Here is a 14,252-nt window from a genome sequence, read left to right as displayed (position 1 = left end):
ATGGCGGAGCTGCGCTATCCCGACCGAATCTACCGGCTCCAGCAAACGCTCAGGCGGAGGAAACTCGACGCCATGCTGGTGACCCAGCCCCACAACCGACGCTACCTGAGCGGCTACCGGGCCGCGGACCACGGCATCCAGGAGACCGCAGGCGTCCTGCTCATACCGGCCGCGGGCCAGCCGCTTCTGCTCACCGATTCCCGCTTCCATCTCCAGGCCGGGGAAGAGGCTCCGGGCTTCCGGATCGAGCTCTATCCCCGCGGGCTCAAAAACCGGCTGCAACAGCTGCTGCCCAGGCTCCACGTCCACCGTCTCGGCTTTGAAAGTGATTATATGCTCCATGCCACCGCCCTCAAGCTCCAGGCCATGGCGGACAGAATCAGCCTCACCCTGGTGCCGATCACCGGGCTGGTGGAGCGGATGCGGGAAATCAAGAGCGAAGAGGAGATCAAGGCCATTCGCAAATCGGTCCAGCGTAACGAACAGGTCTTCCAGCTGGTCTACAACACCATCGAACCGGGCATGACCGAGCAGGAGGTGGCCCTGGCCCTGGAGCTGACCATGCGGGAACTGGGCGCCGAGGCCCCGAGCTTCGAGACCATTGTCGCTTTTGGCGAAAACGCGGCCAAACCCCATGCCGTACCCACCGACCGGGTACTCCGGACCGGCGACCTGGTGCTGGTTGACATGGGTCTTGTCCTTGAGGGCTACTGCTCGGACATGACCCGTACCTTTGTGGCCGGCAAACCGGACCGAACCTTCAGGGAGCGGCTGCGGGTGGTTCGCCGGGCCCAGCTGGCCGGCATGGAGGCGATCCGCGCCGGGGTCACCTGCCGGGAAGTGGACCGGGCCGCCCGCCAGGTCATCGCCCGGGCCGGATACGGAGAGGCCTTTGGCCACGCCCTGGGCCACGGGGTCGGCCTGGCCGTCCATGAAGAGCCACGCCTCTCCAGCCGCTCGAAGAAAAAGCTGCGTCCGGGCATGGTGGTCACGGTGGAGCCGGGCATCTACCTGCCCGGATGGGGCGGTATCCGGTTGGAAAACATGGTGGTGGTCCGCGAGGACGGCTGTGAAAACCTCAACCAGGATACAACCTTTCTCGATATCTGATCCGGGCCACGTCCTCCCGGCTGCCAACAATCCTCCAGCATCAAAGAAAAACAGGAAAAACAAAAACCATGCGTCAGTATGTCATAGATGAACTTTCCTTTCTTGAACGCGACAATATCGAAAGCTACCTCAAACGGACCCTGAAGCCAGGCCCCATGGAGGGTATCTTCTGGCTGGAACTGCCCCGTGACCTCTGGTCCGAGGCCCAGCAGGGACACGACAAATGCGCTCCGTTCTACATTGCCGTGGTTCTGGAGGAAAAAGCGCTCAAGTTTGAATTACTGGTCCGCAACTCCGACAACATGCACTGCTCCTGCATTGCCCGGTCCACGCCCGCCCAGCGCCAGTTCGTGCTCGACTTCGCCGACCGGCTCCTGGAGGAGGAGATGATTTCGGCCTGAAATCCAACGGGCACGAGAGGCGACATGAAAAACGACAGAAAAGAAAAAGAAAAAGAAAAAAAGATTCCCCTGGAGGAGCGGATCATCTTCGCCCTCGACGTCCCCACCGCGGACGCGGCCCGGGAACTGGTGGAAGCGCTGGATGGCCGGATACGTTTCTTCAAGGTGGGGCTGCAGCTCTTCCTGGCCGGAGGCTGGCCGGTGGTGGAACATATCGCCAGCCGCGGCAACCGGGTCATGCTCGACCTCAAGCTCTACGACATCCCGGCCACCGTGCGGCTGGCGGTGGAACAGTTCCGGGACCGGGGCATCACCTTTGCCACCGTGCATGGCTACCGGCCGGTGGTCGAGGCCGCCCTTGAAGCGGATAGTGGAGTGAAGATCCTTGCGGTGACCGTGCTGACTTCCATGGGCAGCCAGGAACTGGCGGAGCTGAACTTCGGGGGCACGGTGGAGGAACTGGTCCTGACCCGGGCCCGGCGGGTCCTGGATGTCGGCTGCCACGGCCTGGTCTGCTCGGCCCGGGAAGCATCCATGCTGCGCCACGAACTGGGCAGAAAATTTGACATGGTTACCCCTGGTATCCGCCCGGCCGACAGTGATGCGGGCGACCAGCAGCGCATCGCCACCCCGGGCCGGGCCATTGGTGACGGCAGCGATTACCTGGTCATCGGCCGCCCCATCCGGGACGCGTCCGCGCCCCTGGAGATGGTCAGCCGGATCCAGAAGGAGATCGCCACCGCCCTGGAGCCGCAACAGGACTGACCCGTTACTGTTCACAGTGTGCGCACCAGACCGATCACCACTCACAACATCCTCTGCTGCAGCACATCCAGGCCCAGGCGGCTACCATCCTCTTCCACCTCTGTCTGCCGGTGTTCCCACAACGGACACCGGCGACCGATACACTCCCGGTTCTGCCGGTACTGGCTACAGTGGATCACACTGTCCGCCCGCAGGGAGATTCCGAAATACTGCGGGGCCAGGCGGGCGGTGGTGGTCAGGGCCAGCCAGGTCTCCCGCTGGCAGCAACGGCCGCCACGGATACCACCAATGGCCGCCAGCACCCGGGCGCCGAACTCCTGGGCCTGCTGCCGGGGATGGGGGGTGAGCGGGGTGGCATCCAGGATGAGCGAGGCCGCGATTCCGGCACCTATGGCCGCACCACAGCTGCCCCAGAAACCGCAGGCTCCGCCCGGAATTCCGGCACCGCGCTCAATTCCCGCACCAATGGTTTCGTGGCTGATCCGGCCTCCGCTGTTACGAAAGGCGGCCAGGATGACCCCGGGCACCAGGGCATGGTGTTCAGGCCCGTGCATGGGCACGGCCGGATGGGAGCGGATGATCGTTAGCAACCGGATCATGTCCTGCTCCGACCTCTCCAGGCAGATATGGCGGATAACCTCCAGCCCTTCCTCCTGGTGGCACCGATCGCAGATAAAATGACCCTCCCGGCAGCGGCTGTTGGTCTGCTGGCGGCTGCCGCAGAAATGGCAGGCCTGCTCCCGGGCCTGGTTGTCATAGACCAGCTCCGCGCCACAGAGCATGCAGCCGCTCCGGTGGCGGACAATGGGCTGCACCGGCGGGTGCCGGGGAGCATCGGCCGCCGTGGCCTCTTCGGGAGGGGACGCGCAGCAGCATGGCTCCTGCTCCACGTTGACCACTCCCCCTTCATCATCAAGGACAAAGACCGATTCATCGCACCGGGCGGCCTCCGAGGCGGCCATGGTGGTGATTCGCCCCCGTTCAAGCACGGTCCCCTCTTCGGTGACAAGGGCCCGGTGCGGACCGCGGTACACCACCCGGACCGGATCGCCGGTCGCCCCGTGGGCAGGTTTGCGCGCCTCGTAGGTGAGAGAAAAAAACCGGTCCCCGCCCACCAGGCGGTAGGGATGACGGCTGTGGATGAAAATTCCGGCAAAGCCGCAATCCTCCAGCATCTGCATCAGGTCACCCTGGACCATGGCCCCGCCCAGGCACTCGCCGCGCAGCCGGGCGGAATTGCGAATGGAGGGCGCCACCCGCCCATCGGTAACGATATCGGAGACCACCAGCCGGCCGCCTGGTTTGAGGATCCGGCCGATCTCGAGAAAGGTCTGCCGCTTGTCCGGGCTGAGATTGATCACGCAGTTGGAGATCACCACGTCGGCGCAGCCATCCTCCAGGGGTATGGCCTCGAGAAACCCCTTCCTGAACTCGATATTGTCGTAGCCCAGCCGCTCCTTCACCGGTTTTTTCGAGTCAATGGCCAGCTGCAGCATGTCGTCGGTCATGTCGATCCCGAGGACCCGTCCTTCCGGCCCGACCTCGGCCGCAGCCAGGAAACACTCCACCCCGCTGCCCGAGCCCAGATCCACCAGGGTCTCCCCGGGTTGTGGAGCCGCGTCCCGTACCGGGCTGCCGCAGCCATAGGAACGCTCGGTGGACTGGTCAGGGATAAAAGTGGTCTCCAGGCCGGACGGTCCGAAAGGGTTGACGATATCGCGCTTGGCCTCCCGGGCGGCCTCACCATAGAACTCGCGCACCGACCGGTGGCCGTCCGGTCCGGCCAGGGAAACCACGCAGTTGCAGTGGGTGAGAGAAACCGAGCCATCGGAGCCCGACTCATCCCCGTCGGGGCAATCAAAACGAAGATCCCCCATCCGCAGCCGGAAGAGTCCCTGATCCGGATAACGGCCGGCTTCCCGGGCAATGAGATGCAGGACCAGGCGGTTGGCCAGTTCCAGGTAGGGATCGTGGCCGACAAAGCTGGCCCCGCGCACAAAACTGTGATCCGGGTCACCGCCACCGGTGAGGAAACGGAGCGGATCAGCCGCCAGGTCCGGGTCGTCCGCCAGCGAGGCCCGGCGGGCCTCTGCCAGCACCGGGCTCTGGCGCCAGACCGAGGTGAGACCCTGGTCCAGGCCACCGCAGTCCAGGGCTGCGACCCGGACCAGCGCCGGTGACGGATAGACCCGCCCGTCAGGACCAATGGCCAGTGACTCCCACCCCATGCCGCTCAGGTCATGGCGGGTTCCGGGCATGGTGAAAACCTGGGCCTGCAGGGCCTCCAGGTTATCGAACCTCAGCCCCAGCTCGGCGCAGACCGCCCCGGTCTCCACCATCCTGGCCGCGATATGCTCCGGCGGGACAAACTGGGCATCGGTCCCCCGACCGCGGACAAAATGATACATCACATGCAGGCCGGCGGCCCCCCAGCTGGCCGCCAGCCTGGCCAGCGCGGGCAGCTGATCGACATTGACCCGGTTGACAGCCACCGACACGGTCACCGGCAGACCGGCGGAGCGGACGGACCGCATGCTGGCAGCCAGGGCCGCGAAACTGCCCCTGCCCCGCAGGTGATCATGCTCCCGTTCCAGCCCATCCAGGCTCACCTGCAGGTGCAGCCGCTCCCGGTCCAATCCTGCCAATTCCGAAAGCCACCGCTCAAGCAGCAACCCATTGGTCAGCACCACCGCATGTGCCCGGGGATGCAACTCCTGCACCCGGGCCAGGATCTCGACAAAACCGGGATAGACAAAGGGTTCGCCACCGGTGAAATAGAAGAGCCGGCAGCCCGCCTCCATCCCTCCACCAGGCTCCGGTCAAGCAGATCCCGTTCCAGGGCCTGGCTTCGGGCCGGAGAGGAGCCAAAGAGGCAGTGGCGGCAGGCCAGGTTGCAGGCGTCGGTCAGATGGTACCAGATCTCCCGCAGCCGCCCCAGACGAAGATGGGCCTTGCGGCCCAGGTAAGGCTCCGGTTCAGGGGTATCCAGAACCATGGCCAACCGCTGGTAGTCGCGCCCGAGCTGCTGCGCATCCTCGCCATACAACGCCCGATACCTCAACACCGCCTGTTCGATCGTCTGGCAACCCGCGGCCGCCGTCAGTAAACGGTCGCCCCGGGTAGAGGGGACAAACCAGTCAGGGGTTTCAGGGTTCACATAAATGGGGATACCGTCCTGCTCCAGCCGGTGCAGACGGGCTGACCAGTCTATCATAGTGGTACCAGTTCAAAAACGTATCTGATTACCATCAATCTTCAGCATTGAAATCGGTGTCGGTCTCACTTGTTTCACGGGACGCCATAAACCCGTCCCTGGGGGCTTGACTGTGGCCATCCAGGCCACAGACACCCGTGCAACAAGTGAGGCCGACACCTTCATCCATCGGTGGCTGAATTTCAGTGGTAATCATAAAAAAATATTCAGGGGATCGGAGGTGGGGGCGGCTCCGGCAGTAGACGCCGCCGCTTGACCTCGTACACGGACAGGACAAACAGGGTGGCAAAGGGCTGGGTAAAAAGCGCGCCCAGGCCGGTGGAGTTGCCGATGGAGGTCAGAACCACGTAGACAGCCACCACGGCAAACTGCTCGGCCAGCGGCTTCTGCACCGCCATGCGCCAGGATTCGGCCAGGGCCTCGAAAAGCCCCATGTTCCGGTCGGTCATCAGGGGGACCAGGTAAAGACAGGCAAAACTCACCGCCACCATGGCCAGCAGACCGAGCAGAACCAGCAGGGCAAAACTGGTCAGAAGGACCAGGGTCACCAGAATACCGAACCCGAGCAGGGGAAAGAAGAGACGCATCTGGGAAAAAAGATCCCGGACCTCGGGCCTGCGGTCCTCGCGCAGGGCCAGCAGCAGCGACTGCATGTACCCGGCCGTGCATACCGGGGCCATGATACCAAGGGTGATCATGCTCATCCCGATGAGCGCCAGGGTCAGGAGCAGCACCGAGGGGAGAAAGCGGGCAAACACCTGCCAGGCCCGCTCCATGTGATAGCCGAAATCCATTGATCTCCTCAAATAAGAATTTTTGCAACTGTATCGGATCAGGGGTGGACGGGCAACAAGAAAGAGGTGGCTGGACCCGCAACGCATTCTTCTCTTCTCTACCCGGTGAACAGCTCGCTGACAATATCCTGGACGGTTCGCACCCCGACCAGATCGATACCATCCACCACCTTGCCCTCCAGTTGACGGGTGGAGGAGGCGGGCAGGAGAAAGGTCTTGAAGCCCAGCCGCTCGGCCTCGCGCAGCCGGAGGTCCATCTGACCCACGGCCCGGATCTCTCCGGCCAGCCCCACCTCGCCACAGACCACGGTGGCCGGGTCAATGGTCTTTTCATAGAAACTGGACAGCAGGGCCACCACCATGCCGAGATCCAGGGCCGGCTCGTCGATGCGGATCCCGCCGGCAATGTTCAGAAAGATGTCATGGTCAAACAGGGTGACGCCTATTTTCTTTTCCAGCACCGCCGTCAGCAGGGCGAGGCGCTGGGGATCGGCGCCGATGGCTGTCCGCCGGGCCGTACCCAGGCTGGACGGACTGACCAGCGCCTGGACCTCCACCAGGATGGGCCGGGTGCCTTCCACCGACGGCAGTACCACCGATCCGGGCACATTCACCGGCCGCTCGGCCAGGAACAGGGCCGAGGGATTGTCCACTTCGGCCAGGCCGCTCTCCTTCATCTCGAACACCCCGATCTCGTTGGTGGACCCGAACCGGTTCTTGACCGTGCGCAGAATCCGGAACACCTGGCCCCGGTCCCCCTCGAAATAGAGCACCGTGTCCACCATGTGCTCGAGCACTCGGGGGCCGGCAAGCGATCCGTCCTTGGTCACGTGGCCAATGAGGATCACCGGCAGGCCGGAAGACTTGGCCAGGGTGAGCAGCCGGGCCGTGGATTCGCGCACCTGGGTCACCGAGCCCGGGGCCGACCCCACCTCCTCGGAGTACATGGTCTGGATGGAATCCACCGCCAGCAGCAGAGGCCTGGTGTCCCGGGCCATGTCGGTGATCGATTCGACGCAGTTTTCCGTGGCCAGCAAAATGGTCTCGTCGCATATACGCAGCCGGTCGGCCCGCATGCGGATCTGGCGGGCCGATTCCTCGCCGGTCACGTACAGCACCCTCCCCACCCGGGCCAGGGCGGACAGGAGCTGCAGGATAAGCGTCGACTTGCCGATACCCGGATCACCACCGATGAGCACCAGAGAACCGGGGACGATCCCGCCGCCCAGAACCCGGTCCAGCTCGCCGATCCCGGTCACCAGCCGCCCCTGCTCGCCGGGCACGGCCTCGGTGAGAGGCTGCACGGATGCCTGGCTCCGCTGTGTCTTCCGGACCTTGCCCGGCCGCCGCTCCTCGGCAAGCGACCCCCACTCCCCGCAGTCAGGACAGCGCCCCAGCCATTTGCGGCTCTCGTACCCGCACTGCCCGCAGATAAACACCAGCTGCTCTTTTCCAGATGCCACAGATTCCCCTCAAACCTTTGGGCCCCAATCATTTTGGAGCCGACCTCTCCCAAACCGGAATAAACAGAAGAAAAAGACCTGCTAAATCAAGACGATAGCCTTGCAACGGAGCCTCAAATCTAATTTACTTGAAAGTATCATGGCAAAAGAGAAAAAAAGCAACCCCGCAATACCCGCCCTGAACATGAACAGCTATCTTCGTCGGCCTGATCTCTCGTTACTGATCACAGGGTACGCACCAGGCCGATATTTCCAGGGAAAAAATGTAACTCGTCTCAGGTGCCAAGATTTGTGCAGTCGTGGCTGTCCGCTATAGCCCCCTATGCGGGCAGACGCGACCGATCAGATAAGCGGAGACTTCGAAGATGGGGGCCTGTGACGAGTTACCATACCTCGCGCACCTGCTCCATCAACTTCTGCTTTGAATTGGGACGAAAAGTATTGTATCGCAGTCGATGGCAGGTCGAGCTGTTTTTCAAATGGATCAAGCAAGATCTGAGTATAAAGAGGTTCTTCTGCGTACCCTCCACCCTGGTCGTTCCGACAATATCAATTTATGGGGTTTTCAAGGTTGTATTGCGTGAATCTACAGAAAATGAAGCCCTGCTGGCTGTCGCCGCAATGCAGAAAGGCAATGTCATTGATCTTACTACTTCACTCGCTATGACTGCTTCAAAACTTGGCATGACTCATAACCTGCCGATGGCGGACAGCATTATTCTGGCAACAGCCAGAAAGTATGAGGCGACCCTCTGGACGATGGATTCAGATTTCAAAGGTATTCGAGGAGTGAAGTATTTTGCAAAAGAATAGAGAAAAAGGGATCAGATTTATTTTTCCTTATGTTCTGGACAATGCCCCGATCAGAGGGGATTACGACCAGTCCACAATAAAATCCTGGATCACGTCCTCCCCGGTTTCTGGTTGTCACCGAATCTCAGCTTGATGAGAAGATAGCAACGCCTGGCGCCACGGAGCCTGGCAGCAATAAAAACAGCCCGAACATTCTCGTTCCTCCGCTCCTGCGATGAACGTTTCCCCCTGGTACCGCTTGCCCGGTCACCTGCGTGATGCCGCAAGCACGAGGTTTATTACCTGTGGCCTGCAGACGCGTATCTTGAGTGGTTGTTGTTCGGCGGGTTAAGAAAAAAGCGGTGCGATCGCTTCTGGCGGTACCACTGCTTTTTTTTTGTGCCCCGACGCCCTGACAGCGATTTGTGAGGGACGGCGCCTGACAATGATATTCCTGCGAGGGACCGCATCGCCGGGTTCCTGCATGAGGGTGATTTGCCCTGGCCTCCACTCTGTGCTACTATGTCTTTCCTGCAGGCGGAGCGGGCCACGGGCGCAGGGACCATGTCCGTGGCGGCAGGACCTTCTGTCCATCCTTCATGTACCGGCCATAAATCCCCGGCAGGGGCTTAACCAGGAGTATTCCGATGAAACTTCGATGCCTGATCAGCAAATGCACCATACGACAGCGGTTGATCCTGCTCAACTATCTTGCCTTTACCTTCATTCTCATGCTGATCTCCCTCTACTCGTTCCAGATTGTCTCCCTGGAGAACAAGCTGATCACCATGGAGCAGTTCGACGACCTGCTGCGCGACATCCTGGAACTGCGCCGCTATGAAAAGGATATCCTGCTGGGGGTGGGCAGCGACAACGTGGAAAATGCCGGCCTCTACCTGGACAAGATAGAAGAAAACATCGCCGTGCTGGGACCGAAGATTACGAAGCTGATCGGCATGGAGAGGTACAGGCAGTTCCGGCAGCATTATCTGGACTATGAAAAGATATTCAAGCACTGGCCCAAGGAAGAGGACAAGAGCATGGTGCTGGCCAAAAGCGAAAGCGAAGTCCTGCGCATGCACGGCAAGGCCCTGGCCGACACCGCCTCGGAGCTGGTCGGCATCAAGCGGGAGAACCTCTCCCGGGGGTTGCGGGAACTGCTGTTCTGGTACACCTTTGTCCCGGCCGCCCTGGTGCTGGGCAGTGTTCTGACCATGTATTTTCAGACCAGAAACGTCCTCAACCGTCTCTCCTCTGTCCAGAAGGCCACGGCCGAGTTGCAGAAGGGCAACTTCACCCCCATCAAGGAAGTTCAGGACGAAAGGGATGAGATCTCCGAGCTGATCGAAGGCTTCAACAGGATGGCCGTGGCTCTGGAGGAAAAGCAGGAGGAGTTGCTCCAGTCCAAGAAGCTGGCCTCCATCGGGACCTTTTCCTCGGGTATCGCCCATGAGCTCAACAACCCGCTCAACAACATCTCCCTGTCAACGGATACCCTGCTGGAAGAGTATGACGCCCTGGACAGGGAAGAGCAGATGGAGATCCTGGAGGACATCATGGCCCAGACCGAGCGGGCCAGCAAGATCGTCAAGAACCTGCTCGACTTCTCCCGGGTCCAGCCGCCGGAGATGCAGCCCCTCCACCTGGATTATGTGCTCCACAAGACCGTTGATCTCATCGACAACGAACTGCGCATCCACAACATCACCCTGACCAAGGACATCGAGGACATGCTGCCCCGGATCAAGGGCGACATCAACAAGCTGCAGCAGGTCTTCCTCAACCTGCTGATCAACGCCGAACAGGCCATGGACGAAAACGGCTCCATCACCCTGCGGGCCAGGCGGGCGGATAACGACATGATCCGGGTGGACGTGACAGACACCGGACCCGGCATCCCGCCGGAGGCCATCGACCAGATTTTCGACCCCTTCTTCACCACCAAGGAGGCCGGCAAGGGTACCGGGCTGGGACTGGCCATTGTCTATGGCATTGTCAAACGGCATGGCGGCTATATCGAGGTCTCCAGCAAGCAGGGCAAGGGCACCACTTTTTCAGTCTACCTGCCCTGTTACAGGGAAGAACAGGACAACAAAGCATGATTCGTATTGCTGTCATCGATGACGAGGCCACGGCCCGGCGCATGATCAAACGGTTTCTCGAGCAGGCCGGTTTCGAGGTGGAAGTGTTCAACGCCGGTGAACCCTTTCTCGCCCGGATGCAGGAGAATCCCTTTGATATCGTCTTCATCGACATGCAGCTCCCGGGGATCAGCGGCATGGACGTGCTGCACCAGCTGCGGCTCACCAGCCCGGAAACCGAGGCTATCATCGTCACCGGCCATGGCAGCATCGAAAATGCGGTGGAGGCCACCAAGGAAGGCGCCTTTTATTACCTGACCAAGCCGTGCCGCAAGCATGACATCTGCCTGATGGCCGAGCGGGCGGCGGAAAAGGTCCGGCTGCGGCAGGAAAACAGGACCCTGCGCGGTTCGATGGACCAGCACTGTCTGATCCCGGGTTTCATCGGCAACTCCAAGTCCATGCGAGCCATCTTCGAGACCATCCGCAAGGTGGCCCAGGTCAACTGCAATGTCCTGCTGGAAGCCGAGACCGGCACCGGCAAGCAGCTCACCGCCCGGGCCATCCACGAACTGGGACCGAGAAAAAAACATCCCTTTGTCTATTTCAACTGCGGCGGGTTCACCGAGGAACTCATCTGCAGCGAACTGTTCGGCCATGAAAAGGGCTCGTTCACCGGCGCGGTGTCGACCAAGGTCGGCCTCTTTGAATCGGCCGCCGGCGGCACGGTACTCCTGGACGAAATCGGTGAAATGTCCCTGTCCATGCAGGTCAAACTGCTCCATGTCCTCCAGGAACGCCAGGTCCTGCGGGTAGGCGGCACCAGGCCCATTGATCTCAATATCCGGATCATCGCCGCCACCAACCGCGACCTGCAGGAACAGATCCGCGAAGGCCTTTTCCGGGAAGATCTCTACTATCGCCTCAACGTGGTCTCCATCCACCTGCCCCGCCTGGTGGAACGACGCGAGGATATCCCCCTGCTGGTGCAGCATTTCATCGAAAAATCCAACCGGGCCTTTGAAAAGAAAATCAAGGGTATCACCCCGGAGGCCCTGAACCTGCTGATGCAGTATCATTTTCCCGGCAACATCCGTGAACTGGAAAACATCATCCAGCATGCGGTGGCCCTGACCGAATCGGACAAGCTGACGGCCAGGGACCTGCCACCCCATCTGCTGGAACTGGCCTGGGACGATATCCTGGTCCAGGAGATGCTCCCCCTGGACGAGATGGAAAAGCGCTATATCAGGAAAGTGCTCAAAAAAACCGGCTACAACATGAAAGCGGCCAGCAAGATACTCAAGATGTCCCGCACCACCCTGTGGCGGAGGATGAAAAAATATGGGTTGGCCTCCGGCGCCAACGCGGACCAGGACAGTTCACATTGAAACACCTCTCAAGCTCAGCACCTGATAAAACAACATAATACCAATAAGATAACGTGAAAAATCCGTTCATGTTTCAACCTGAAACATGAACTCCCCCTCTCCCCCATCCTCCCTTGTTTTCCAAATTACCAGCCAATATTTCTTTTCTCGCAATTTACTGTTTTTATTAAACTTCAAGGAAATCTCCCTTCTTTTCCATCCCTCCTGTACCACATGGCACGACGGTTGCTATTTGCCTTATCCAGAGCCCACCGGCATCAAGTGTGCAGCCCAGGTTGTGTCACCACATTACGTATTATCCATATCACCCCAAGGAGGAAGCAAATGGAAGCAGAGAAAACAGACCACTTCACGTAGCGTCAGCCGGCGACGCAACAAGGTTGTCAGCGCGATGGCCTCCTCTCTGGCTCCACAGGAAGGGGACATTGCTCACGTGAAATCAAACTTATGTATTGGAGATTCAATTTGTCATGATACACATGTACTTACCTATTGCCGGCAACAGTGTGAACATTCTGATCATTTTAGGCCTGGGTGGCTTTGTCGGCCTGCTGTCGGGAATTTTTGGCGTTGGCGGCGGCTTTTTGATGACACCGCTGCTGATGATGTTTGGTATTCCGCCGACAGTGGCGGCCGCCTCGGACTCCAACCAGATCGTCGGCGCCTCCACTTCGGGCACCCTGGCCCATATGCGGCTTGGTAACGTGGATATCCCCATGGGCCTCATGCTCCTGATCGGCGGTATTGCCGGAGGCACCCTGGGAGTCCAGATTATCAAGCTGCTGCGGGCCATGGGCAACGCCGATTTTCTCATTGCCATCACCTATGTCCTCATGCTCGGCGGCGTCGGCAGCTATATGTTTGTTGAAAGCCTGCAGGGCTTGCGCCGGGCCAGAAAGGAAGCCGCGGCCGGGACACCGGGGAAGGAAAAACCGGCCTCCAGCGGCAGCTTTCTCAAAAAACTGCCGTTCCAGTACCGGTTCGAGAAATCAGGAGCCGAAATATCTGTCCTCCTGCCCCTGGGATTCGGCATCATGGTCGGCATCCTGGCAGCCATCATGGGCGTGGGCGGCGGTTTCATCATGGTACCGGTGATGGTCTACCTGCTGCGGATGCCCATGCATGTGGTGGTGGGAACCAGCCTTTTCCAGATCCTCTTTACCTGTGTCAACGTCACTATCATGCAGTCCTACAGCAACCATACCGTGGACTTTGTCCTCGCGGTTCTGCTGCTGCTCGGCTCCACGGTCGGAGCCCAGATAGGCACCGGTATCAGCAAGGTACTCAAGGGCGACCAGCTCAAAATCCTGCTGGCCAGTCTGGTACTGCTCGTCTGCGTGAAGATGATGGCCGGGTTGCTGATGACCCCGTCCATCATGGTTGCCTTAAAAGGAGGACATTAATCATGGAAGAAAAGAACCTGTTCTATATGAAACCGACTCTCCTGGTCGCTGCGCTGGTGCTGCTGCTGGCCTCCGCCACCACGGTGCTGGCAGCGGACCAGGTGCAGATGGAGCTCTCGACCAGTGTGATCCGGATACCGGCATTCTACAACGGCACCACCCTTGAGGCCAGCGGCACGGTACCGGCTGACGCCGACGTGGTGATCCGGGTCATGGGCCCGAGGGAAGACGTCCATCTCAAGGAAAAGGGCAAGGTCTTCGGCTTTCTGTGGATGAATAAAACCGATGTCACCCTGGGCAACACCCCGGCGGTGTACATGCTCTATGTCCCGGAAAACAGGGGCAGCGAACTGCTGTCACCGGAACTGGGGCTGGGCTACCAGGCCCTGGAGCAGGAGGTGACCCTGGAACCGGCCTCGGAGGACAAACCCTTTGTCCTTGGCGAGTATGTCAAGCTGATGGAGAAATATGGGGTCTATGACGACCATGCCGGTACGGTCAGGTACACCGACACCCCTGCCGGCGAGCGCCACTTCTCCACCACCCTGACCATACCGCCGAAGATGAAACCGGGCCAGTATCAGGTCCAGTGCTACGCGGTACGTGACGGCAGGGTCAGTGGACAGACCGGTGAGACCCTGACCATCGAGCTCACCGGCATGCCGGCCCTGATCGCCAACATGGCCTACAACCACGCCCTGATGTACGGCATCATCGCGGTCTGCATCGCCATTGCGGCCGGACTCCTGATGGGCATGCTGTTCAAGGGCAAGGGCGGCGCCCACTGAGCACCTCCGGGGGCGGTTGCCCTGAACAACCGAACGCCTGCCAGGAAGGA

The 14,252-nt window shown here is 60.4% G+C and carries 11 protein-coding genes and 1 pseudogene; 9 read left to right on the top strand and 3 right to left on the bottom strand.

Annotation, left to right across the window (positions count from 1 at the left end; genetic code table 11):
- The 3 genes from GF1_RS15965 (at position 1) to pyrF (ending at position 2,276) form a co-directional block, all read left to right on the top strand.
- A complete protein-coding gene (locus GF1_RS15965; protein ID WP_267927547.1) occupies positions 1 to 1,110 on the top strand; it encodes a M24 family metallopeptidase in 1,110 nt (369 codons plus the stop codon).
- Positions 1,111 to 1,178: 68 nt separating this feature from the next.
- A complete protein-coding gene (locus GF1_RS15960) occupies positions 1,179 to 1,511 on the top strand; it encodes a hypothetical protein (protein WP_267927546.1) in 333 nt (110 codons plus the stop codon).
- Between the two features lie 24 nt (positions 1,512 to 1,535).
- Positions 1,536 to 2,276 (top strand): orotidine-5'-phosphate decarboxylase, encoded by a 741-nt coding sequence (pyrF, locus tag GF1_RS15955; RefSeq protein ID WP_267927545.1) that lies wholly within the window; start codon positions 1,536 to 1,538, stop codon positions 2,274 to 2,276.
- 41 nt (positions 2,277 to 2,317) lie between these two features.
- Here pyrF and GF1_RS15950 read toward each other — a convergent pair whose 3' ends face one another.
- The 3 genes from GF1_RS15950 to radA all read right to left on the bottom strand — a co-directional run bounded on the left by GF1_RS15950 (position 2,318) and on the right by radA (position 7,747).
- Positions 2,318 to 5,077: a DUF5714 domain-containing protein gene (locus GF1_RS15950; RefSeq protein WP_267927544.1), complete on the bottom strand. Its 2,760-nt coding sequence runs from the start codon at positions 5,075 to 5,077 to the stop codon at positions 2,318 to 2,320.
- Between the two features lie 619 nt (positions 5,078 to 5,696).
- On the bottom strand, positions 5,697 to 6,284 hold the full coding sequence (locus GF1_RS15945) for a hypothetical protein (RefSeq protein ID WP_267927543.1): 588 nt from the start codon (positions 6,282 to 6,284) through the stop codon (positions 5,697 to 5,699).
- A 98-nt stretch (positions 6,285 to 6,382) separates the two neighbouring features.
- Positions 6,383 to 7,747 carry a DNA repair protein RadA gene (gene radA / locus GF1_RS15940; RefSeq protein WP_267927542.1) on the bottom strand — a complete coding sequence of 455 codons (1,365 nt, stop codon included), beginning with the start codon at positions 7,745 to 7,747 and terminating at the stop codon, positions 6,383 to 6,385.
- A gap of 441 nt (positions 7,748 to 8,188) precedes the next feature.
- Between radA and GF1_RS15935 the strand changes: the two are divergent.
- The 6 genes and pseudogenes from GF1_RS15935 to GF1_RS15910 form a co-directional block, all read left to right on the top strand.
- Positions 8,189 to 8,264 (top strand): annotated as a pseudogene (locus GF1_RS15935) (transposase); the annotation flags it as partial.
- Entirely contained in the window at positions 8,243 to 8,560 is a 318-nt protein-coding gene (locus GF1_RS15930; RefSeq protein ID WP_267929157.1) for a type II toxin-antitoxin system VapC family toxin, read from the top strand. The pseudogene GF1_RS15935 and the gene GF1_RS15930, both read left to right, overlap by 22 nt.
- Before the next feature lie 626 nt (positions 8,561 to 9,186).
- On the top strand, positions 9,187 to 10,641 hold the full coding sequence (locus tag GF1_RS15925; protein WP_267927541.1) for a sensor histidine kinase: 1,455 nt from the start codon (positions 9,187 to 9,189) through the stop codon (positions 10,639 to 10,641).
- A complete protein-coding gene (locus GF1_RS15920) occupies positions 10,638 to 12,011 on the top strand; it encodes a sigma-54-dependent transcriptional regulator (RefSeq protein WP_267927540.1) in 1,374 nt (457 codons plus the stop codon). The genes GF1_RS15925 and GF1_RS15920 overlap by 4 nt, the downstream gene beginning before the upstream one ends.
- A gap of 470 nt (positions 12,012 to 12,481) precedes the next feature.
- Entirely contained in the window at positions 12,482 to 13,414 is a 933-nt protein-coding gene (locus GF1_RS15915; protein ID WP_267927539.1) for a sulfite exporter TauE/SafE family protein, read from the top strand.
- Between the two features lie 2 nt (positions 13,415 to 13,416).
- Complete coding sequence (locus GF1_RS15910) at positions 13,417 to 14,202, top strand: TIGR02186 family protein (protein ID WP_267927538.1); 786 nt, start codon at positions 13,417 to 13,419, stop codon at positions 14,200 to 14,202.
- The last annotated feature ends 50 nt before the right edge of the window (positions 14,203 to 14,252 follow it).

It is taken from the genome of Desulfolithobacter dissulfuricans (assembly GCF_025998535.1).
GTDB lineage: Bacteria > Desulfobacterota > Desulfobulbia > Desulfobulbales > Desulfobulbaceae > Desulfolithobacter > Desulfolithobacter dissulfuricans.
This window is presented reverse-complemented; position numbering and strand designations above follow the sequence as displayed.

Bases quoted from the DNA above. Each gene is read 5' to 3' on its own strand.
- GF1_RS15965 (WP_267927547.1), top strand. From the start codon at position 1: ATGGCGGAGCTGCGCTATCCCGACCGAATCTACCGGCTCCAGCAAACG.
- GF1_RS15960 (WP_267927546.1), top strand. From the start codon at position 1,179: ATGCGTCAGTATGTCATAGATGAACTTTCCTTTCTTGAACGCGACAAT.
- pyrF (WP_267927545.1), top strand. From the start codon at position 1,536: ATGAAAAACGACAGAAAAGAAAAAGAAAAAGAAAAAAAGATTCCCCTG.
- GF1_RS15950 (WP_267927544.1), bottom strand. From the start codon at position 5,077: ATGGAGGCGGGCTGCCGGCTCTTCTATTTCACCGGTGGCGAACCCTTT.
- GF1_RS15945 (WP_267927543.1), bottom strand. From the start codon at position 6,284: ATGGATTTCGGCTATCACATGGAGCGGGCCTGGCAGGTGTTTGCCCGC.
- GF1_RS15925 (WP_267927541.1), top strand. From the start codon at position 9,187: ATGAAACTTCGATGCCTGATCAGCAAATGCACCATACGACAGCGGTTG.
- GF1_RS15920 (WP_267927540.1), top strand. From the start codon at position 10,638: ATGATTCGTATTGCTGTCATCGATGACGAGGCCACGGCCCGGCGCATG.
- GF1_RS15915 (WP_267927539.1), top strand. From the start codon at position 12,482: ATGATACACATGTACTTACCTATTGCCGGCAACAGTGTGAACATTCTG.
- GF1_RS15910 (WP_267927538.1), top strand. From the start codon at position 13,417: ATGGAAGAAAAGAACCTGTTCTATATGAAACCGACTCTCCTGGTCGCT.